20 protein-coding genes and 2 pseudogenes are annotated in these 21,094 nt (G+C 52.9%); 15 read left to right on the forward strand and 7 right to left on the reverse strand.

What is annotated here, in order from left to right:
- Nucleotides 1-791 precede the first annotated feature (791 nt).
- Both R5R33_RS07615 and R5R33_RS07620 read left to right on the forward strand, forming a co-directional pair.
- Nucleotides 792-1,016: a helix-turn-helix domain-containing protein gene (locus tag R5R33_RS07615; RefSeq protein ID WP_318955423.1), complete on the forward strand. Its 225-nt coding sequence runs from the start codon at nucleotides 792-794 to the stop codon at nucleotides 1,014-1,016.
- Nucleotides 1,017-1,126: 110 nt separating this feature from the next.
- A pseudogene (locus R5R33_RS07620) lies at nucleotides 1,127-2,119 on the forward strand (DEAD/DEAH box helicase family protein).
- Here R5R33_RS07620 and R5R33_RS07625 read toward each other — a convergent pair.
- Nucleotides 2,116-2,343, reverse strand: a complete 228-nt coding sequence (locus tag R5R33_RS07625; protein ID WP_318955424.1) for a helix-turn-helix domain-containing protein — start codon at nucleotides 2,341-2,343, stop codon at nucleotides 2,116-2,118. The pseudogene R5R33_RS07620 and the gene R5R33_RS07625 sit on opposite strands and share 4 nt — an antisense overlap.
- A 96-nt stretch (nucleotides 2,344-2,439) precedes the next feature.
- Between R5R33_RS07625 and R5R33_RS07630 the strand changes: the two genes are divergently transcribed.
- The 3 genes and pseudogenes from R5R33_RS07630 to R5R33_RS07640 all read left to right on the forward strand — a co-directional run.
- Nucleotides 2,440-2,988, forward strand: a complete 549-nt coding sequence (locus tag R5R33_RS07630; protein ID WP_318955425.1) for a hypothetical protein — start codon at nucleotides 2,440-2,442, stop codon at nucleotides 2,986-2,988.
- The gene (locus R5R33_RS07635; protein WP_318955426.1) at nucleotides 2,985-4,421 is read left to right on the forward strand and encodes a DEAD/DEAH box helicase; all 1,437 of its coding nucleotides are present in this window, start codon (nucleotides 2,985-2,987) and stop codon (nucleotides 4,419-4,421) included. The genes R5R33_RS07630 and R5R33_RS07635 overlap by 4 nt, the downstream gene beginning before the upstream one ends.
- A 263-nt stretch (nucleotides 4,422-4,684) precedes the next feature.
- A pseudogene (locus R5R33_RS07640) lies at nucleotides 4,685-5,044 on the forward strand (DDE-type integrase/transposase/recombinase); the annotation flags it as partial.
- Between the two features lie 53 nt (nucleotides 5,045-5,097).
- Here R5R33_RS07640 and R5R33_RS07645 read toward each other — a convergent pair.
- The 3 genes from R5R33_RS07645 to R5R33_RS07655 all read right to left on the reverse strand — a co-directional run bounded on the left by R5R33_RS07645 (nucleotide 5,098) and on the right by R5R33_RS07655 (nucleotide 7,813).
- Nucleotides 5,098-6,249, reverse strand: coding sequence for an MFS transporter (locus tag R5R33_RS07645; RefSeq protein ID WP_318955427.1), 1,152 nt, complete (start codon nucleotides 6,247-6,249; stop codon nucleotides 5,098-5,100).
- A 196-nt stretch (nucleotides 6,250-6,445) separates the two neighbouring features.
- Nucleotides 6,446-7,213 carry a DeoR/GlpR family DNA-binding transcription regulator gene (locus R5R33_RS07650; RefSeq protein WP_318955428.1) on the reverse strand — a complete coding sequence of 256 codons (768 nt, stop codon included), beginning with the start codon at nucleotides 7,211-7,213 and terminating at the stop codon, nucleotides 6,446-6,448.
- Between the two features lie 6 nt (nucleotides 7,214-7,219).
- Nucleotides 7,220-7,813 carry a sugar O-acetyltransferase gene (locus R5R33_RS07655; protein WP_318955429.1) on the reverse strand — a complete coding sequence of 198 codons (594 nt, stop codon included), beginning with the start codon at nucleotides 7,811-7,813 and terminating at the stop codon, nucleotides 7,220-7,222.
- 270 nt (nucleotides 7,814-8,083) lie between these two features.
- Here R5R33_RS07655 and R5R33_RS07660 point away from each other — a divergent pair, with 270 nt between their 5' ends.
- Together R5R33_RS07660 and R5R33_RS07665 are read left to right on the forward strand one after the other, a co-directional pair.
- On the forward strand, nucleotides 8,084-9,160 hold the full coding sequence (locus tag R5R33_RS07660; RefSeq protein WP_318955430.1) for a 4-oxalomesaconate tautomerase: 1,077 nt from the start codon (nucleotides 8,084-8,086) through the stop codon (nucleotides 9,158-9,160).
- A 10-nt stretch (nucleotides 9,161-9,170) separates the two neighbouring features.
- Nucleotides 9,171-9,872: a 4-carboxy-4-hydroxy-2-oxoadipate aldolase/oxaloacetate decarboxylase gene (locus R5R33_RS07665; RefSeq protein ID WP_318955431.1), complete on the forward strand. Its 702-nt coding sequence runs from the start codon at nucleotides 9,171-9,173 to the stop codon at nucleotides 9,870-9,872.
- A gap of 24 nt (nucleotides 9,873-9,896) precedes the next feature.
- Here the strand turns inward: R5R33_RS07665 and R5R33_RS07670 are convergent, their stop codons facing one another.
- Nucleotides 9,897-10,778 carry a helix-turn-helix domain-containing protein gene (locus R5R33_RS07670; protein WP_318955432.1) on the reverse strand — a complete coding sequence of 294 codons (882 nt, stop codon included), beginning with the start codon at nucleotides 10,776-10,778 and terminating at the stop codon, nucleotides 9,897-9,899.
- A gap of 138 nt (nucleotides 10,779-10,916) precedes the next feature.
- Between R5R33_RS07670 and pobA the strand changes: the two genes are divergently transcribed.
- A complete protein-coding gene (gene pobA, locus R5R33_RS07675; protein ID WP_318955433.1) occupies nucleotides 10,917-12,098 on the forward strand; it encodes a 4-hydroxybenzoate 3-monooxygenase in 1,182 nt (393 codons plus the stop codon).
- Here pobA and R5R33_RS07680 read toward each other — a convergent pair.
- Entirely contained in the window at nucleotides 12,095-13,348 is a 1,254-nt protein-coding gene (locus R5R33_RS07680; RefSeq protein WP_318955434.1) for a LysR family transcriptional regulator, read from the reverse strand. The genes pobA and R5R33_RS07680 overlap by 4 nt on opposite strands.
- 210 nt (nucleotides 13,349-13,558) lie before the next feature.
- On the opposite strand from R5R33_RS07680, the gene R5R33_RS07685 reads away from it, so the two are divergent.
- The 7 genes from R5R33_RS07685 to R5R33_RS07715 all read left to right on the forward strand — a co-directional run bounded on the left by R5R33_RS07685 (nucleotide 13,559) and on the right by R5R33_RS07715 (nucleotide 19,687).
- Entirely contained in the window at nucleotides 13,559-14,467 is a 909-nt protein-coding gene (locus R5R33_RS07685) for an NAD(P)-dependent oxidoreductase (protein WP_318955435.1), read from the forward strand.
- Nucleotides 14,460-15,491: an amidohydrolase family protein gene (locus R5R33_RS07690; RefSeq protein ID WP_318955436.1), complete on the forward strand. Its 1,032-nt coding sequence runs from the start codon at nucleotides 14,460-14,462 to the stop codon at nucleotides 15,489-15,491. The genes R5R33_RS07685 and R5R33_RS07690 overlap by 8 nt, the downstream gene beginning before the upstream one ends.
- Before the next feature lies 1 nt (nucleotide 15,492).
- Nucleotides 15,493-16,407 carry an amidohydrolase family protein gene (locus tag R5R33_RS07695; RefSeq protein WP_318955437.1) on the forward strand — a complete coding sequence of 305 codons (915 nt, stop codon included), beginning with the start codon at nucleotides 15,493-15,495 and terminating at the stop codon, nucleotides 16,405-16,407.
- Entirely contained in the window at nucleotides 16,394-16,801 is a 408-nt protein-coding gene (gene ligA, locus R5R33_RS07700) for a protocatechuate 4,5-dioxygenase subunit alpha (RefSeq protein WP_318955438.1), read from the forward strand. Before R5R33_RS07695 ends, ligA begins: the two co-directional genes overlap by 14 nt.
- A 2-nt stretch (nucleotides 16,802-16,803) precedes the next feature.
- Nucleotides 16,804-17,646 carry a class III extradiol dioxygenase subunit beta gene (locus tag R5R33_RS07705; protein WP_318955439.1) on the forward strand — a complete coding sequence of 281 codons (843 nt, stop codon included), beginning with the start codon at nucleotides 16,804-16,806 and terminating at the stop codon, nucleotides 17,644-17,646.
- A 71-nt stretch (nucleotides 17,647-17,717) separates the two neighbouring features.
- Nucleotides 17,718-18,662: a Gfo/Idh/MocA family oxidoreductase gene (locus tag R5R33_RS07710; protein WP_318955440.1), complete on the forward strand. Its 945-nt coding sequence runs from the start codon at nucleotides 17,718-17,720 to the stop codon at nucleotides 18,660-18,662.
- 38 nt (nucleotides 18,663-18,700) lie between these two features.
- Complete coding sequence (locus R5R33_RS07715) at nucleotides 18,701-19,687, forward strand: aldo/keto reductase (protein WP_318955441.1); 987 nt, start codon at nucleotides 18,701-18,703, stop codon at nucleotides 19,685-19,687.
- Between the two features lie 470 nt (nucleotides 19,688-20,157).
- Here the strand turns inward: R5R33_RS07715 and R5R33_RS07720 are convergent, their stop codons facing one another.
- Entirely contained in the window at nucleotides 20,158-21,015 is an 858-nt protein-coding gene (locus R5R33_RS07720) for an SDR family oxidoreductase (protein WP_318955442.1), read from the reverse strand.
- Nucleotides 21,016-21,094 lie beyond the last annotated feature (79 nt).

A 21,094-nucleotide genomic window follows, 5' to 3' on the forward strand; every position in this document is an offset into this window, starting at 1 on the left:
TCAGTTGGTCAGAGCAGTCGACTCATAATCGATTGGTCGCAGGTTCTTATGTAAGGTAGTTTCTGTTTGCACCTTTATTTGAGCCGAAAGCGAGAGGTGTCGCGGGGAAGAGCCCTGTTTTGGCTTTTGCACATTTATAATGGCCGAAACGGATAAAAAGTGTACAGATTTAGCACTTAAAATTTAGGTCGCAAGTGAGGTAAACTCACCATCCCTTGGAAATGGGCCCTTAGCTCAGTTGGTTAGAGCACCCGACTCATAGTTTTAATTGTGACCCGCTGTAGTAATACAGCGTGGAAAAATCGGATGAATTGCTGGAAAGCTAAGTTTCGTAAGAAATATGCCGATCAGCAGCCAAGCTCAGGAAGCGTCCTGAGAAGGTTCAGAGACTAGGTGGTGTGACGCGATCTCGTCACGTAAGACACCAACAGCGTCCGACACCCAAACAGATAAAGCTGAGGGTGATGATATAGTCCAGGCCATAACGAAAGTTATGGATTACCAGAATCGGTAGGTCCCCAGTTCAAGCCTGGGAGGGCCCACCATTTCCAAACCCCACCCTCCCGCTCAGTACGAAGCGAAATTCTCGGTGAAGGCCTTGCAGCAAAAGCCTGCAATCTCATTTTCTATATTTTTCCCTCAGATAGACGCCACCTCAGGGCTAGCTCTTCCAGAACACCCACGGGCCAGCTCATAAAATATCAGCTGAACTTGCAAAATAGTGCGCCAGTTCACGCTGCATGTGAATCTTTTTGTGCGTCAAACCCATACATCTAAATAAGATTAGACACATGATTCGCTGCCATCTCGTCCGCATGATGGGCGAGCACAAAACGCGTATTGCCGACGTTGCAAGAGAAACGGGGTTAAGCCGCGCCACAGTGACCTTGCTGTATAAACAGACAGCACAGAAAGTGGATCTGGAAGCCATTGAACAGATCTGCGTACTATTCCATTGCACTGTGGGCGACCTGCTGGAGTTGGTGCCAAACCCAAATGACCACGGAGTATCCTGATGGCATCTGAAGCAGATACCCGAGCAAATTTTATCGATCCAGCCTTACGGGCAGAAGACTGGCAACCCAGCAATACCATTCGGGAGCATTACTTCACCGACGGCAGAAAGATGGCTGAAGGCATACGTGGGCGACGATGCTTCGTGGATTACTTGCTTCACAAAGACAACCGCCACTTGGCTGTAGTAGAGACCAAGAAAGAATCCGAGCACCCAACTAAAGGCCTGCAACAGGCCATTGACTATGCGAACAAGCTCCACGTTCGTTTCGTCTATTCTAGTAACGGCAAACAAACCTACGAATTCGATCTGGAAACAGGTAAAGGCGATTACATTGAGTTCTACCCAACGCCTACTGAGCTGGAAAAGCGTTATGCCGGTGAAACCACAGATTTAAGTCAGGAACTGAGAAACATCCCCTTCCATTTAGAAGGGGCCATGCAGCCACCTTATTACCAAGAGCTGGCAGTTCATGCGGCTACCGATGCCATCGGCAAAGGCAAATCCCGCATTTTGCTCACACTGGCCACCGGTACCGGTAAAACCTTCATCGCCTTTCAAATTGTTCATAAGGTATTTCAGGCGCGCTGGAACCGAAATAACCCCGGTTCACGCAGGCCACGCGTTCTGTTTCTGGCCGACCGTAATATCCTGGCCGACTAGGCTATTAACACCTTCAACCCTTATGAAAAAGACCTGATCAAAATCAATGGCGAGGAGGTGCGCAAACGCAATGGTGTGGTGCCAACCAACGCCCACATTTTTTTTGCTATTTATCAGGCGATTGCAGAAAGGGAAAACATCGATGGCTATTACAAAGCCTATCCCAAGGATTTCTTTGATCTGGTTTTGATAGATGAATGTCACCTTGGTGCTGCCAATGAAGCGGGCTCCTGGCGAGCCATTCTTGATCATTTCAGTAGCGCCGTGCATATGGGCTTAACAGCCACTCCGAAACGCACGGACAACGTGGACACCTATGAATACTTTGGCCAGCCCGCTTATATTTATTCACTAAAAGACGGCATCAATGACGGCTTCTTAACGCCCTACCGGGTTAAGGGGTTCAGTGGTAGCCAGTGGTCGGAGCTCCAATCAACCTAGTCCAAAGGGGTGTTTTTAGGGGGCAATAAATCCGCTGGTTCGCAATCTATTGCGATGGCGATGCGATAGACCTTCTCAAGGGTAACCCCCACTATCCCACGCTCGATCCGACTCATATGGCTACGATCGATCCCTGCCCGCAAGGCCAGAGCTTCTTGTGAGATTCCCCTCTTCTTCCTCTCGATCTTGACCCTTTGGCCGAAAAGAGACCCTAGTCTGGTCACGTCTGCTACCCATCATATGCCAGCAGGCATTCTTCCCCTGTTGAGGACTATTCGGCCACGGCATATAATCCTCTTTTCCTTATGATGTGACCCTTTATGTCTGCTGCAGTAAGAAATGAGATCCTTTTGGAGATACTCCAAGAACTCAGGGATGAGCAAATTGTTGTAACCCGCGTTAGAGATGAACTTGCAAAAAGAGCCCCAGCTACCGGTTTAGATCGGGCAGCGCTGCGCCGCTGGGTGAATAGCAAATTTGCCAGTTTTGCCCGAAAAGGCTGGCTTGATCGCTTTCACTTTGACGGTTCGAACAGAGTCTATTTTTTAGCCGGACCGAACCTACCGAACTACAGCACCACCCCGCGAAACCCAAAGAGTAAAAGTGACTTTGCCCAAACTGAAGAATCGCTCCCCTCTCAATCCAGCTCGATATCAAAGCAATTGATGCATGAACTTAGCCAGCACAGTTTGTCTGTGGTCAGCCAATTAAGTGAAATAGAAGAGTACAAAAGGATCAGAGATTCATATCCCGAACTTAGGGAAATGGCTTCAGCACGCTTTAATGCAGCGGTTGATGAAAACTGCCGAACACTGGGAAAGGTGAAAGCTCTTGAGAGCCTCATAGAGAAGCTCGGAAATTCAGTATGAAACTGAGGAACTGGCAATCCAATTGTATTGGCCTCGCCCTTCATAAATACCAATCTGGCGAGGATAATTTCTTTGCTGTTGCCACACCAGGTGCAGGGAAGACAACAATGGCTTCAGTATTAGCCGCAGAGCTTCTAAAAAGTAATTTAGTAGATTTAATTCTATGCCTTACGCCTACACAGGCAACTAAAAACAGCTTCGCAGAAGATCTGGCTCATCATACTGGAAGAAGTATGAACGGCAGCATTGGATCGCACGGGATTGTACTGACCTATCAGTCGCTCGGATTCTTAGAGGAAGATTTTTGGTCGCTTTTTAGTAAATACAGAATCTTTGTCATATTTGATGAGATTCATCACTGCGGTGGTGACACCTCAATACTTGGAAACGCTTGGGGAGAAATAATACTCGACAAAATAAGTGACCGTGCACAATTTACCCTTTCGATTTCTGGTACACCTTGGCGTTCTGACAAATTACCCGTAGCACTTGCACGGTATTCAAATAATACTGGAATACTTGAGTCGGATTATATCTATGGCTTGCAGGAGGCCATCCGAGACAAGGTATGTCGTATTCCGCGCATAATAGCAATTGACAACAGCGGGATATCCGTAACTCGAAATTCTGAAAATAGTGAATCTCGATATAAAAGCATTAGGGATTTTCTCAATGCAGAAAAATTACCATTACAATTGTTGTTAAACAATCCCGATATACAGGAAGATATACTAGGTAGAGCTATCAGCAAGCTTAGTAGAATTAGAGAATTCGATTGTAATGCCGCAGGATTAATAGTTGCATCCTCTGTCGCGCATGCAGTATCGATCCGTAAAATATTGGAAGAAACCTATGCTGTGCCATCAGTATTAATTACACACAAAACACCCAATGCAAACAACGTATTAGAAAATTTTAAGAATTCATCGGATCAATGGGTAATATCTGTTGGCATGATTAGTGAGGGTACAAATGTTCCTAGATTGCAAGTATGCTGTCATTTATCAAGAATAAAAACTGAGTTACATTTCAGGCAGGTATTGGGAAGAATACTGCGCGTGACGCCAAACAATTATCCCTATGCTTATATGTTTATTGTAGCTGAACCGAAACTATTGGAATTTGCCAATAGGGTTCAAGACGATTTACCTTGTGAAGCTGCAGTGGTAAATGTATTAAACCCAAGAGAAGTGCGGTTGTCGTCCGGGCAAACTAAAGAGTGCATTGACTCTTCGGATTTAATTGATTCCCGAGTACACTCGTCCAGAGTTGACAGTCATCCAGGCATTTCCCTGGATGAAATTACGCCGACATCAATCCCATCACTCATTAAAATAGATGATTTTCAGAGACAGTGCGAAACAGGGATATCAGTATTTGGAAGCTTTATGGAAGAATTGATTTCCATGAAGTCTATATTTGATGAAGGGTAACTCAGTGGAAATATAATAGTTCAGAGGCATACCGAAAAATACATAGATCGCCTCCACATTCATCTGAAAAAACTGCGTAAAGCTTGCAACATTATCTTGAGGGGTTATATCAGAGACTATAGTAATCCACCAACTAGACGGGCAATCCCCCTCACCCCGTTAACATAATGCGGATTAGTTCAGACCAAATCTCACACATCTCCTCGAAGAGAAGCGGTTTACCGGTTTTGATGAAGGTGACCAAACCTGAAATCAAAACCAATGATGCCGCACTTACGGTAAAGGCGTTGGAAATGGCCTGGGAGCAGCGAGGAAAACCGCAAGGTGTCATGTTCCATTCTGATCAGGGCAGCCAATATGCGAGCCACCTTTTCCAGCAGCGCCTGTGGCGGTAGCGGATGACCCAGAGCATGAGTCGCCGTGGCAACTACAGAGACAATGCACCGATGGAAAGACTGTTCCGAAGCCTGAAAAGCGAGAGGGTAACTTCTCTCGGCTACAACTCCATTGCAGAGGCGAGCCGAGACATCAGCCACTATCTGATGTTGTGTTACAACTGGGAACATCCCCATCAACACTACGACGGCATTCCGCCTGCAAAGGCCGAAGAGAAACTTAATTAACTGTCCGGAATCAGTTGACCACTACAGCCCCATCCTTAAAAATATATACATAACTAAAGTGTATAGTTTTCATACCTTATAACATATTTTGCAAGCAGTAGAATTATTGAAATCATAGTCATTATTATCAAAATTAATGGTAATGACTGAGATAAACTCGAATTTAAAAAAATTTCAATTATTAATGGCGCCGTCAAAACACCTAAGTATCCGAATGTACCAATGGCTAATACGGCTGTGGTGGGCGGCATATCGGATTGGGAGTCTGCTCGACGAAATAGGATAGGAATAACATTTGACATTCCTAGGGCGATTAAGAATAACCCTGCGGAATAAAGAGTGACCCCTTTTTCAAAAAGTAGGAGCATACATCCAACAATAGAAATTATGCCTCCCCAAAATAGTACTGATCTATTTCCAAATCGCATGATGGTGCTATCACCAAGAAAACGACCAGTAAGAACCCCCAATACCGTTGCCAAACCGGTCAAACATACATTTGCCGTGAATGATTGAACTTTGGCAAAGTTCACAAAAACGCACCAGTATAAAATTGCACTTTCGACAAAGAATAAGACTGCAGCCAAAAGAGCGGATACTAGTATTTCCCCCCTGGGGAAAATGAGGAAGAAAGTAAGTTTTCCCTCAGTTTTAGGCAAAAAAACTAAGGCAAAGACAAATATGACCATGAGAATTAGAGAGATGGATAGAATTCCATCAAAAAATAAGTAGGTACTTATCGAACCCAAGAACAACAATAAACCACCTGAAATAATGCTTCCTAGGCTGAATAATCCATAAAATTTGGAGAGCAGCCATCGATCTGATCTCCGCTCCATTTCTGCTGAGTAGTAGTTCATCGTAAAAATTAGTACGCCGAGGGAGCTTCCATAAATAGTCAATACCCCTGTTAGTAAAATGGAAGAGCTAGCGTATGGAAGAGTCAACAGGCAAAGCACGAGAGCTAACCCGGCTGACATTAAGACCCATCTGCTATCTATGCGACTTGAGCTCAATATGGCCAAGACTGCTGTAGCTGAACTGGCACTTAAGATAGATAGCCACTGCTTGAGCGTGTAAGGATCCGCACCTAAGCGCTGATTTGTAAGTTGAATAATGAATATCCAACAGGAAAAACCCACTCCTGCCGCCATAAATAGTGCTTTTGTTGATAAATAGTTGGGTAAGAAGCTGGAAGGCTGCATACAAAACTTTCCGGTGACAGAGGCTATAAAAACCTGTAATGATTATGTTTTTTAGTTTTCTAAGAATACGTATTTATTGTGTAGTTACGCTTTGTATCCGCGAAGCCACTTACAGGAATAATGCTTGGTGAATAAATGTTTTCATTCACTTGTACATTAACTTTCCGAGTTCAAAAAATTGGGCCTATCAATAGACTCAATCTGAAAGAATGGTTTTCCCTATGCCAACTAACGCGTCAACTTCTTCTTTTGGGCAGTCCTTGTCAAGGATGAACTGATCTATATCCTCAATTTCCGAAAATTTATGTCGGGCTCTCGTCCCCATTTTCTCTGCTGTAACGATTACAGTCCTTTGGCGACTCGAGGATACTAGCGTTCGCTTGAAACTGGCATCTGCATGATCAAATGCACTGACTCCAGATTGAAAGGAAACGGCACAAGCACCGATAAACGCGCGATCAATATTCATTTGACTGAGACTGTAAATAGCTGAAGCATCAACGGATCCTCCTATTTGATTGTTAACCGTTCCTCCAATTAGGATCAGAGACAAGTCTTTTCTTGTCAGAAGCGCTGATCCAATTAGGATTGAGTTGGTGGCGACTGTTAAGTTGTAATCTTTTGGGAGTAGGCCTGCCAACACAAGGTGAGTGCTGCTGTTATCAAGAAATATAAATTCATCGGGCTGAATTGTGGAAGCTGCTATTTCCGCAAGTGCGGTTTTCTTCTCTTGCCCTTCCTTTATTCGATCCGTTATTGGTGTATTGGCGGGAGATATTGGGAGAGCTCCACCATAAACCCGGCGACATAGCCCATCGGTTGCGAGCGCTCGCAAGTCTCGACGTATCGCATCTTCCGATACGCCAAACTCGACTGCCAATGTTGCTGCGACTACAGCTTCGCCCCCGAGTAAACGTTCTGCGATTCGATCGCGTCTTGCCAGCGGAATATCACTTTTGTTCATTTCGGACTACTTTTTGTCTGATGATATTGTGCGTATCACGCGACATGGATTACCTGCCGCAAAGACATCGGAAGGTATATCTCGAGTCACAACGCTTCCTGCACCTATCACGGACCGGGAACCGATATTAACCCCAGGGCATATGATTGCTCCCCCCCCTACCCAAACGTCAGAACCGATGGAGATTGGTTTGCCAAACTCCTCTGAACGGCGCAATTCTGCATCCAGAGGGTGCATTGCTGTGTATACCTGCACAGCTGGGCCGAACAAGACATTGTTGCCGATGCTCACTTGGCATACATCGAGGACAACGCAGTTGAAGTTGAAAAAACAGTCTTTGCCAAGACTAATATTGGTGCCGTAATCGCAGAAGAATGGTGGTTGCACCCAGACACTCTCACCACCGGCTCCGAATAACTCACGCAAGATACGGCGGCGCTCCTCCTGATCCCTCTCCCTACTTGCGTTTAGATCCCGACATAGATCCCTAGCGCGTTCTCGGGCGGTGACAAGTACCGAATCTCGAGGATCGTAGAGCTCTCCTGCCAGCATTTTTTCTTGCTCATCTCTTGCCACAACTGCCCCACCTCTTGTTTGCATACATTTCTGCCTATCCCGTGCATGATTGTGCACACTTATACATGTTTGTAAACGGTTATTGTCCGAGATATGGCCTTTCCTGAAGGAAGAGCCCGTTAAGAAGCAGGCCTGGAAGATTGGGGCAAGTCACTGGACTCTAGAAAAATGTTGGCTTCATTGCGCATTCAGCGAAACTTTTTTCATACCGCTCGCAGTAAATCCCATTGCCGCTGCCTACTTGCGAAAATTTATACTGGCACCAGTTTTCAAGCCTTGTAATCCCGGTGCCCCATGAACCAACGAGCCATTCCCTATATGCATTTGCGCGGCGGCAGTTCGAAAGGATTGTATTTTCTGGCCGCGGACTTGCCCGCTGAAGCGTCGCTGCGGGACCAGTGGCTGCTGGATATTGTGGGGCGTGACAGCCGTCAGATCGACGGCCTCGGCGGCGGTGATCCGCTGTCCAGTAAGGTGGCCATTGTGGGCCCAGCCACCCGGGAAGATGCGGATGTCGATTATCTGTTTGTCCAGGTGGTGGTGGGTGAGAACCGTGTGGATACCACACCAAACTGCGGCAATATCCTCGCCGGCGTGGGGCCCTTTGCGATCGAATCCGGCCTGTTCCCGGCACAGGATTCCGAAACCCGCCTGCGCGTGCACATGGTCAACAGCGGCAAAGTCTGCGAACTGGTGTTGCAGACTCCCGGTGGAGCAATGAATTACGCCGGCAATGCCCGTATCGATGGGGTGCCGGGCACCTCCGCCCCGGTGATTTGCAATTACATGGACGTAGCCGGTTCCGCCTGTGGTTCGCTGTTGCCAACGGGAAATGTAATCGACGTGGTCGATGGTATCGAAGTGACCTGTGTCGACAACGGTATGCCCGTGGTGGTGCTGCGCGCTACGGACCTGGGGATTCGAGGCGATGAACCGCCGGCAGAACTCAACGCCAATAATGCGCTTAAACAGAAGCTGCAATCCATTCGCCTGCAGCTGGGGCCAAAGATGAATCTGGGCAACGTGGACGGCGCGGCGGTGCCGAAAATGTGCCTGATTTCGGCGCCGCAGCAGGGCGGTGTGATCAACACCCGCACGTTTATTCCCTACCAGTGCCATACCTCCATCGGCGTACTCGGTGCCGTATCGGCGGCAACCGCCTGCATTCTGCCCGGGTCTGTGGCCGAGGGTATCGCCCGACTGGTGGAAGGCAATCCACTGCAACTGTCGGTGGAGCACCCTTCCGGAGAGTTCTCTGTCAGCCTGGACATCGATCGCGACGGTGACCTGCCGGTGGTCCGCCAGGCCGGATTATTGCGTACTGCCCGCCTGCTGAGTCGCGGCGACTTATATCTTCCCGAATCCTGTTGAGGAAATTTGCATGAAAACCGTAGCCATCAAGCATATCGAGCGCGCCCGCATTGAAGCCGCAACCTCCCTGGGAAAGCTGGGTGTGGCCACGGTGCATGAAGCGCAGGGGCGTGTGGGGCTGTTGAAACCCTATATGCGTCCCATTTACCCCGGCGCGCGTATTGGCGGTACCGCGGTGACCATAATGGCGCAGCCCGGTGACAATTGGATGCTGCATGTGGCCATCGAGCTGTGCCAGCCGGGCGATGTGCTGGTGGTTGCCTGTACCACAGACAATACCGACGGCATGTTCGGCGACCTGCTCGCGACCTCGGCAAAAGCGCGCGGTGTGCGCGGACTGATTATCGACGCCGGTTGCCGCGATGTGTGCGAGCTGCAGGAAATGGATTTTCCGGTTTGGTCCCGCGCGATTTCCGCTAAAGGTACGGTGAAGAACACTTTGGGGGCGGTGAATGTACCGGTGGTGTGTGCCGGCCAGCTGATTTACCCAGGCGATGTGGTGGTGGCGGATGACGATGGCGTAGTTGTGGTTGAGCGAGCGCAGGCCGAGTCCGTGATGGAAGCCGGGATTGCGAGGGAAGAACTGGAAGCGCAAAAGCGGGACAAACTCGCCGCCGGTGTACTGGGTATCGATCTGTACAATATGCGCCCGCGCCTTGAAGAGCACGGCTTCAAGTATCTGGATACCCTGGACGATTATTTCAAATCGTAAATCCTGAAGGCGGCGCTGGCGCTTTCATGCCTGGCTGCGCCGGCGAAATTCTCTCGGTGAGGTACCGGCAAGCCGCTTGAAAAAGCGGGTGAAGTAAGCCGGCTCATTGAAGCCCAGGCTATCGGATATCTGGCTGATGGTGAGGGCGGTGTAAATCAGGTTGCGCTTGGCTTCCAGCAACAGGCGCTCGTGAATCAACTGCTGTGCCGAGCGCTCGGCGAAGCGCCGGCACAGGGTGTTGAGATGCGCAGCAGTAATTCCCAGCTCTTCGGCGTATACCTCAATCGAATCGTGCCGGCGATAGCACTGTTCTACCTTTCGCATAAAGCCTGCATAGTGCTGGCTGCCGCGATCCGGGGTCAGAGAAGTTTTTTCCGCGCGCGCACTGACGTGGCGCCCCAGCAGAATCATCAGCGCGTTTACCGTCGCTTCAATCAATACCTCCCGTCCCTGCGCCCAGTTCGCGTATTCGTGATTCAGGGTCGCAAACAAATTGTCGAATACAGACCTTTCTGCCTGAGCGTCCAGGTAATAACTGTTCTGCAATAGCGACTGCTGGTTTCCCAGGGTGCTCCTCAGTTGCTTGAGTAGCGGCGGCGCCAGGGTCACAACATAGCCCTCCACATCGTGGGAAAACTCGAAACCGTGCACGCTCATGGGGGCGGTCAGCACGACGCAGGGTGTGCGCAGTGGTTGTGTAACTCCATCCAGCGACACTTGCCCATCACCCGATTGACAGTACAGCAGGTGCACCAGATCGGAATGGCGATGGGGTTTTATTGTCCAGTCGTACAGGCGGCTGCGCTCGGCGATGGTTTCGCAGTGAATCAGATCCGGTGTGGGCCAGCTCGCATCCGTTTCTCCATACAGCTTGAACAGGGGAATTGGCGTTTTTTGGGTGCGCATTCAGACCCGCCTCGGGTTTGCAGAAATAATTCGGAGAATCTTCGAAAAGTCCAATTTTGTTTGTCTAAATTGCCTTCTAAGGCACGGGACGTCAATCGAAAATGCAAGCCGGTTAATAATAAAAAGTGGAGAACCGCGATGAAAACCCAGGTTGCGATTATCGGTGCCGGCCCCTCCGGCCTGCTGCTGGGGCAGTTACTGCACAAGCAGGGTATCGACAATGTCATTCTCGAGCGCCAGTCGGCGGAATATGTGCTTGGGCGTATCCGCGCCGGTGTGCTGGAGCAGGGTTTTGTCGAGCTGATGCGCGAAGCCGGGGTCAGCCAGCGCATGGACGCCGAGGGGCATGTGCACGACGGCTTTGAGATTGTGGTGGGGGAGCGCCGTGAGCGTATCGATCTCAAGCTGTTGACCGGTGGCGACACGGTGATGGTCTACGGGCAGACGGAAGTGACCCGGGACCTGATGGAAGCGCGCCATGCCAGCGGTGCCCCCATTGTCTACGAGGCCGGTCAGGTACAGCTGCATCAACTGAAATCCGACGCGCCCTATGTCACCTACGAAAAGGACGGTGAGCTTTGCCGCCTCGAGTGCGACTACGTCGCCGGCTGCGACGGCTTCCACGGTGTTTCCCGCAAGAGTATTCCTGGTGATGTCCTGCGCGAATACGAGCGCGTCTATCCCTTTGGCTGGCTAGGCCTGCTGTCCGATACGCCGCCGGTATCCGATGAACTGATCTACGCCAAGCACGAGCGCGGCTTTGCTCTGTGCAGCATGCGCTCCGCGACCCGCAGCCGCTACTACGTGCAGGTGCCGCTCAGTGAAAAAGTGGAAGACTGGTCTGACGAGCGTTTCTGGGATGAGCTGAAATCCCGTCTGCCCCGGGATGCGGCGGACAAACTGGTCACGGGTCCATCTCTGGAAAAAAGTATCGCGCCGCTGCGCAGTTTCGTGGCCGAGCCAATGCAGTACGGCCGCCTGTTTCTCGCCGGCGATGCCGCGCATATCGTGCCACCTACCGGCGCTAAGGGTTTAAATTTGGCGGCAAGTGATATCCATACGCTCTACAGCATTCTGACCCGAGTTTACCGGGAGGGCCGTACGGATCTGCTGGAAAAATACTCGGAAACTTGCCTACGCCGCATTTGGAAAGCCGAGCGGTTTTCCTGGTGGATGACCACCATGCTGCACAAGCTGGAAAACGACGATATTGAGCGCAAGCTGATCGAGGCGGAGCTGGATTACACCCTGAGCAGCGATGCCGGACGACGCACCATTGCCGAGAACTACGTCGGCCTGCCCTATGACAGCGTGGGCTAGCCGGGCATTGCGTCCGGGAACTCTGCGGCGACCGCGCGCAGTTCTCTGAGAAACAGTTCGGTGGCGGGCGAGAGTCGCGCATGCGCGCGGGTGGTGACGCCGATGGGACGGCTGGTTTTTTCCAGCGCGACCGGCAGCACCGTCAGGACACCGGATTGCTGTTCAAAGTAAATCTGGTGCTCTGACAGCAGGGCGACGCTATCGCTCTCCAGCAGCAGGCCGCGCACGGTGGAAAGGGAGCTGGTTTCGACGCTTTTATGCGGTTCCGGAAGCGTGTGCTCCTGCAACAACTGCCGAAACAGAAAGTGCGCCGGCGTGTGGCGGGCGGGCAGTATCCAGCGGTAATCCATCAGATCCGCCAGGGTCAGGTTGGAGCGGCGGATCAGTGGATGGCCGCAGCGCACGATGATCGCCAATTGGTCTTCGAGCAAGGTTTCACCGCAGAGCCCCTTGTCGTCGATGGCCGGGCGGGTTGCACCGACGATGCAGTCCAGGTCTCCCGAGCGCAGTGCCACTTCCAATTGGGTGTAGCGCCCCTCACTGGTGGAAACCTGCAGCTCCGGATAGGTCGCCAGCAGGCGGTTGATGGCCCGCGGAATTAGCACCGTACGGGTGTAGGGCAGCGTGCCGATGGCCACGCTGCCCCGGACGTTGCCGTCGAGACTCGCAAGTTCGTCCAGGCCGTGGCGCAATTGGGCAAATGCCAACTTGATATGCCGCGCCAGGTGCTCGCAGAACGGCGTGCAGTCGGTACTGCCGGGACCGCGCTCGAACAGTGACAGCTCCAGCAGGTCTTCGATCTGTCGCACCGCTCCGGACACCGCGGCAGGTGTCACCTCGAGCTGCTCCGAGGCAACGCGGACGTCCCGGTGATCGTACAGGGCGATAAACGAAGCCAGCCGCTTGTAGCTGATGGTCATGGAAAAAATTGGCAGGTTGGATGCGTCGGCGCTGCTGTTGCGGTAATCGCGGTAGATCCGTCCCGCGTTGAGGAATTCCGCTTCCGCAAGGGCCACCCAGCTCGCCAGGCAGTCGCCGTAGCGGGTAGGCAACATGCCTCCCGGTGTGCGCTCAAACAGCGGCAGTCCCAGCTGGGTTTCGAGTTCGCCGATGGCCTTGGTGATGGTGGTCTGGGAGCGGTTGAGTACCGCCGCGGCGCGGGTCAGATTTTTGTGCCGGGCTACGTACAGCATCGCCTTCAGGTGGCGCAGGCTGATGTGCGGTACGCCCTGGGTAAAGGTAATGTCCAAAAGGTTTTCTCATTATTGGGCGATTCTCTTCGTTGCAAGAATACCGCCGGATTTCGTCTGTATACAGTGTATTTTTAGAGTTTTCACCTGGTGTCGTCGACAGTAGAGAAGCTGCATGGACTGGGCAAACGTAAAACACAATAACTTTTTTCATGGCTGTGTAACGCTATTCCATTGGCTCGGATACAGCCCTCTGTTTAGTCTGTCGGCATGAAAAACATATCCATTACCAAAATCTGCTTACTGGGATTCGGCGAGGTGGGTCAGGTGCTCGCGCGCGGCCTGCATGCACACGCGCCGCACCTGAAGCTGCGGGTCACGGACAAATTACTGTTGAAGCCCGGCAGCCGCGCCCGTCGCGCAATGGCCGATTACCCCGGCATCGAATTCGAGGAGCTGCCAGCGCTTGCGGTGCAGGGTTGCGAACTGGTGATTTCGGCAGTCACTGCCGGGCAGGCGCTGGCTGCGGCGGAGAGCCTGCTGTCTGGGCTGGAGCCGGGGGCTTTCTTTCTGGATCTGAATTCTGTCTCCCCGGGCACCAAGCAGCGACTGGCGCAGTGCATCGACGCCGAGGGCGGGCGCTTCGTAGAGGCATCGATCATGTCGCCCATCGAGCCCGCGCGCCTGCAGTCACCGATATTGCTCGGCGGCCCCCACGCGCAGGAATTTTTGCCGCTGGGGCAGGCGCTGGGGTTCAGTGGCATGCGCTTCTGCAGTGAACAGGTGGGCCGCGCCGCCGCCACCAAAATGTGCCGCAGCGTCATGATCAAGGGAATGGAAGCGCTGATTGCCGAATCTCTGCTCTCTGCCCGTCACTACGGTGTGGAGAGCGCGGTACTGGAATCCCTCAGCAACCTGTTTCCCATGCCGGACTGGCCGGCCCATGCCCGCTACATGATTTCCCGCAGCGTGGAGCACGGTGCGCGTCGTGCCGAAGAAATGCGAGAAGTTGCCCGCACGGTACAGGAGGCCGGGATATCACCGCATATGAGCAGCGGCTGTGTGGAGCGGCAGGAATGGGCGGCGGGGTTCAAACCGGTGCTGCAGCACCAGGAGCTGGTCCCGATGCTGAATGCGATTCTCGATCAGATAAACGAGCTGGAAAAAATCCATGAATAAGCCATTGATTATCGATTGTCACGGTCACTACACCACGGCGCCGGCGCCGCACCAGACCTTCCGCGAGGCACAACTCGCGGCTTTTGCGGGCGGTCAGCCGCTGCCAAACCCGCCGTCCATCAGTGACGACGAAATCCGCGAGAGCGTGGAGGAAAACCAGCTGCGCCTGTTGCGCGAGCGCGGTGCGGACATGACCATCTTTTCCCCGCGCGCATCGGCCATGGCACACCACGTAGGCAATGAAGCGGTGTCCCAGCAGTGGACACGCGCCTGCAATGATCTGATCAAGCGCGTGGTGGATCTCTACCCGGAACACTTTATCGGCGTGTGCCAGCTGCCCCAGTCGCCGGGGGTTTCCATTGCGAACTCCATCGACGAGCTGGAACGCTGCGTCAACGAGCTGGGCTTTATCGGCTGCAACCTCAACCCGGACCCCTCCGGCGGTCACTGGACTTCCGCGCCGCTGACTGACAAGAGCTGGTATCCCTTCTTTGAAAAAATGGTCGAACTGGATGTGCCGGCCATGATCCACGTATCCGGCTCGTGTAATCACAATTTCCACGCCACCGGTGCCCACTACATCAATGCCGATACCACCGCGTTTATGCAGTTTATCGAGGGCGACTTGTTCCGCGATTTTCCTGAACTGCGATTTATCATCCCCCACGGCGGCGGCGCCGTGCCCTATCACTGGGGGCGTTATCGCGGTCTCGCCGACATGTTAAAGCGCCCGCCGCTGGCTGAGCATGTAATGAAAAATGTCTACTTCGACACCTGCGTCTATCACCAGCCGGGTATCGACCTGCTGTTCAAGGTGATCGATATCGACAACATTCTGTTCGGCTCGGAAATGGTGGGTGCGGTGCGCGGTATCGATCCACAAACCGGTCAATATTTCGATGACACCAAACGTTACCTTGAAGCGCTCGATCTCTCAGAAGAAGACCGTTACAAAGTATTCGAAGGCAACGCTCGCCGGGTTTACCCGCGTTTGGATGCATCTCTGAAAGCGCGGGGTCGCTGAGATGAGTGAAAAATTTACCATGGATGCCGACTGGCTGCAGTACCACCCGGCACCAGTTAAACCGAGTTACTGCCCACCAGCGGGGGCGGTGGATGCCCACTGCCACGTATTCGGCCCTGGCGATCAGTTTCCCTATGCCCCGCAGCGCAAATACACCCCCTGCGATGCGTCGAAGGATCAGCTGTGGGCGCTACGCGAACACCTTGGTTTCAGTCGCAATGTGATTGTGCAGGCTACCTGCCACGGTGCTGATAACCGCGCTCTGGTGGACGCCCTGGAGCACTCCGATGGGCGCGCCCGCGGTGTGGCCACGGTGACGGAGGATATTACCGAGGAAGAACTGCAGGCGCTTCACGCCGCCGGCGTGCGCGGTGTGCGCTTCAATTTCGTCAAGCGTCTGGTGGATGCGCTGCCATTCGATACCCTCGGCGCCATCGCCGACAAGATCAAACCGCTGGGCTGGCACATTGTGATTTACTTCGAATCTCAGGAGCTGCCCGAGCTGTACGATTTCTTCACCTCACTGCCCACCACCGTGGTGGTGGATCATATGGGCCGCCCGGATGTCAGCAAGCCGGTCGATGGCGAAGAGTTCAATCTGTTCGTCAAGTTACTGACGGAGAATGAAAATTTCTGGTCCAAGGTGAGCTGTCCGGAGCGCCTGTCGCAAGTTGGCCCTCACGGCTACGACGACGTGGTGCCTTTTGCCCGCCGTATCGTGGAAACTTTTCCCGACCGCGTATTGTGGGGAACCGACTGGCCGCACCCGAATATGAAAAGTCATATGCCGGACGATGGTGAACTGGTGAATATGATTCCGCGCATCGCGGTTACGGAAGAACTACAGCGCAAACTGCTAGTGGATAACCCGATGCGTCTTTACTGGCCGGAGGAAGTCGACTGTGTCACTGCATAAACCCTACGACGATGTTCCCGGCACTACGATTTTTGACGCAGATATGGGGCGCCTCGGGTACCACCTCAATCAGTTCTGTATGTCACTGATGAAGGCGGAAAACCGCGAGCGTTTCAAGGCCGGCGAGCGCGCCTATCTCGATGAGTGGCCCATGAGCGAAGAGCAGAAGCAGGCGCTTCTCGCGCGCGATTACAACCGCATGATGAAACTCGGCGGCAATATCTATTTTCTGGCGAAGCTGTTTTCCACCGACGGTCTGAGCTTTCAGCAGGCGGTCTCTACCATGACCGGCATGAGCCAGGAAGAATACGCACAAATGATGCTGAATGGCGGCCGCTCACCGGAGGGCAACCGCTATCTTTCCGAGCGTGCCGTCGGACAGGAGGAACAATAATCATGGCAAAAATTACCGCTGGCGTGGCGACTTCTCATGTCCCGGCCATTGGCGCCGCCGTTGATCTGGGCAAACAGAACGAGCCCTACTGGGCGCCGGTCTTTGCCGGCTATGAATACAGCAAAAAGTGGATTGCCGAGCAGAAGCCGGACGTGATCCTGCTGGTATACAACGACCACGCCACCGCGTTTAGCATGGATCTGATCCCGACCTTCGCGGTGGGCTGTGCGGAAAGCTTCTCCCCCGCCGACGAAGGCTGGGGCCCGCGCCCGGTACCCACAGTGCAGGGCCACCCGCGCCTCGCCGCGCATATCTGCCAGTCGGTGATTCAGCAGGATTTCGACCTCACCATCGTTAACAAGATGGATGTTGACCACGGCCTAACCGTACCGCTGTCACTGTTGTTTGGCCAGCCGGAAGAGTGGCCGTGCAAGATTATTCCGATCGCGGTCAACGTGGTGCTCTACCCGCCCCCCTCCGGCAGCCGCTGTTATGCGCTGGGCAAGGCCCTGCGCAAGGCAGTGGAGAGTTTTGATGAAGATCTGAATGTGCAGATCTGGGGCACTGGCGGTATGAGCCACCAGATCCAGGGGCCACGCGCGGGGCTGATCAACCAGGATTTCGATAACGCGTTTCTCGAGCGCCTGGTTTACGACCCGGACGGGTTGGCCAAGGTGCCACATATCGATTATGTGCGCGAAGCGGGTTCCGAAGGTATCGAACTGGTTATGTGGCTGATCATGCGCGGCGCGCTCAATACCGAGGTGGAACAGAAACACCGCTTTTACCATGTTCCCGCCTCCAATACGGCGGTGGGACATCTGATTTTGGAAAATACCGATTGACCGCTGGTGCGTGCGTCCTTACGCCGAAGCAAGCGGGAAAACTCTGATTCAAAGATTAAGGTAAATCATCCATGAAAATTGCATTGGCCGGCCCCGGCGCGTTCGGTATTAAACATCTGGAGGCCATCCGAAATATCGATGGCGTAGAAGTTATATCCCTGATCGGACGCGATTTGGACAAGACACAGGCGGTTGCAGATAAATATGGCATCGGCCACATTGGCACCAAACTGGAACAAGCGCTGGCACTGCCCGAAGTGGATGCGGTGATTCTGTGTACGCCAACACAAATGCACGCGGCCCAGGCCATCCAGTGTATGAAGGCGGGCAAGCATGTCGAAGTTGAAATTCCACTCGCGGATAGCTGGGCCGAGGCGGAGGAAGTACTCAAAGTGCAGCGGGAAACCGGTAAGGTGTGTATGGTCGGCCACACTCGCCGTTTCAATCCATCGCATCAGTATGTGAATAAAAAACTGCGCGCGGGCGAACTGAGTATCCAGCAGATGGATGTGCAGACCTATTTTTTCCGGCGCACCAATACCAATGCGCTCGGCGCACCCCGCAGCTGGACCGATCACCTGCTGTGGCATCACGCTGCGCACACGGTGGACCTGTTTGCCTATCAGACCGGTGAAAGAATCGTTGCCGCCAACGCCATGCAGGGCCCACGACACCCTGAGCTGGACATCGCCATGGATATGTCTATCCAGATGAAATCTGAATCCGGTGCCCTGTGTACCCTGTCGTTGTCTTTCAACAACGACGGACCGCTGGGCACCTTCTTCCGCTATATCTGCGATAACGGCACCTACATCGCCCGTTACGACGATCTGGTCAATGGCAAGGAAGAGCCGATCGACGTGTCCAACGTGGATGTGTCCATGAACGGCATCGAGCTGCAGGACCGCGAGTTTTTTGCGGCCATCCGCGAAGGGCGCGAACCCAATTCAAGTGTGGCTCAGGTGTTGCCCTGCTATAAGGTGCTCTACCACCTCGAACAGCAGTTGACCGATTGATTCGCAGAAAATCGTATGAACATATAAAGGTAAGCCCAATGCAGCGTCGCCGCATCTGCAATATTGAAGTGCCAGCCATCGGCCTGGGCTGTATGAATCTGAGCCACGCCTATGGCACGCCACCGGATGCACAGGCGGCAACGGCGCTGTTGCAGCGCGCGTTCGATATTGGCGTACGCCACTTCGACACCGCGGCACTCTACGGATTCGGCGCCAACGAACGTCTTGTGGGTAAGGCGCTTAGGTCCCTGCGCAACGATATCCATCTGGCGAGCAAATGCGGTATGACCGGCGTGGATGGCAAGCGGGTGATTGACGGCCGTCCTGAAACACTGTTGAAAACCCTGGATGAGGCATTGCAGCGGCTGCAGACAGACCATATCGATCTGTATTACCTGCATCGCTGGGATAATAACGTACCCATTGAAGACAGTGTGGGCGCACTCTCGCGGATGGTGGAGTCGGGCAAGATTGGGGCGATTGGCCTGTCGGAAGTTAGTGCCACGACGCTGCGTAAGGCCCACGCGGTGCACCCCATCGCCGCAGTGCAAACGGAATATTCCCTCTGGACACGCAATGCAGAAATCGCGGTGCTGGATGCCTGCCGGGAGCTGGGCGCGGCGTTTGTAGCCTTCTCTCCGGTAGCGCGGGGCTTTCTCGCAGGCTCCGTGAAGAATCCGGGAAATTTTGCCGACAAGGATATTCGCCGGCAGATGCCGCGATTTCAGTCGCCGCACTTCGACAGAAACACGCAGTGGCTGGGGGATATTGCCGCACTGGCGCAGGAGGCCGGGTGCAGTATGGCCCAGCTGGCGCTGGCCTGGCTACTGGCTCAGGGCGAGTATATTCTACCTATTCCCGGAACCACGTCCCTCGCACACCTGGAGGAAAACCTGGGCGCAGCTTCACTGCGGATTGACAGCGACATTCTGCGGCGGGCCGGAGAATTGGTAAACCACAACACCGTCAGCGGTGCGCGTTACCCGGCTGCAACTCAGGTGGAAATCGACACCGAGGAATTTTAAGTCGTGGTTGTACAAATACGCCGCTTGACTTTTGGGTGCCTGCCAGGTCGGGAAAAGTTGTTTGAAAATCAGGCTTTTTCCCCGGTGCTACCGCTGGGAACTTGAGTGCAGGTCGGCAAAAGACGTCTTTATTCCACCTATTTCTCTGCTGTTCAGCAGCGTTCAGAGTGTTGCCAGGTCCCCTTCTGAATTACTTTCTGTCTTGAGAGAGGAAATTGAAATTGATACTCAATTCAATGGGAACCTACCAGCCGATCACGCCTCTGTCGCCCCACCAAAGATCAATCGCTTGAATCTTTGGGAGCGAGATAGAGGAATACGTAAATATTTAACGATGCGGAGCAGCTGGACAGGTATCTGGAGGGTATGAAGAAACATCAGCCAGCTTCATAAACTGGATTTTTTTGTTTCTTCATCGAATTCCCGTCGACCTCTGAAAGACTAATTGGAACGAATAGATACCAATAAATCTACACAAGCAGACCTTCAGGAAGTGGTAGCTCCTCTTTCACAAATAGATCCAACTCAAGCTCTCCCTCACCGGGCACAGTTCTATATCCTCGAAGATCACTGATTCCAGCATTCGCCAGTACTGCTTCATCGATCAGGTGATGACCGGTGAACTCACGACTGGGCTTGGTTAATATAATATAAGCGGCATCAGCCATGATTTCCGGAGTTCTGCTACGTGCGATACCTTCTTCTCCAGCGACTATATTTTTTACCGCTGCAGTTGCGATCAAGGTCTTCGGCCAAAGAGTATTAAATGCGATACCTTCGTCAATAAACTCTTTGGCCATCGCCATAGAATATATGCTCATAGCATACTTGGACATTGCGTATGCCGGATAAGGAGCAAACCACTCTGGCACAAGATCAAGCGGAGGGGCAAGGGTCAGCACGTGCGCATTTTCAGCCTTCTTGAGATGGGGAATACACGCACGAGAGACCAAATAGGTGCCGCGCGAATTAATCTGATGCATCAGGTCGTATCGTTTGGAATCGGTATCCAGTGTCGATGTGAGGCTGATTGCGCTTGCGTTATTAATGCAGATATCAATTCCACCAAAATGGGCAGCAGTCTTTTCTACCGCCGCTTCAATCTGGTCTGCGTCTCGGATATCGCAAATCAGCGGCAATGCTTTTCCGCCTGCGCGTTCTATTTCCTCGGCTGCGGTATAGATTGTTCCAGGGAGCTTTGGGTTCGGCTCTGCGGTTTTAGCAGCAATTGCGATCGATGCACCATCTCTTGCGGCTCGCTTTGCAATCGCAAGCCCGATACCGCGCGATGCCCCAGAAATAAACAAGGTTTTACCGGTCAAGGACATAGTACGCCTCCTGATAATGTACGACTGTATTAAAAGGCGATGCTTGAACGAGTTCAAACATTCGCCAAGTCAATTTATG

Source organism: Microbulbifer pacificus (genome assembly GCF_033723955.1).
In the GTDB taxonomy this organism is placed as follows: domain Bacteria; phylum Pseudomonadota; class Gammaproteobacteria; order Pseudomonadales; family Cellvibrionaceae; genus Microbulbifer; species Microbulbifer pacificus.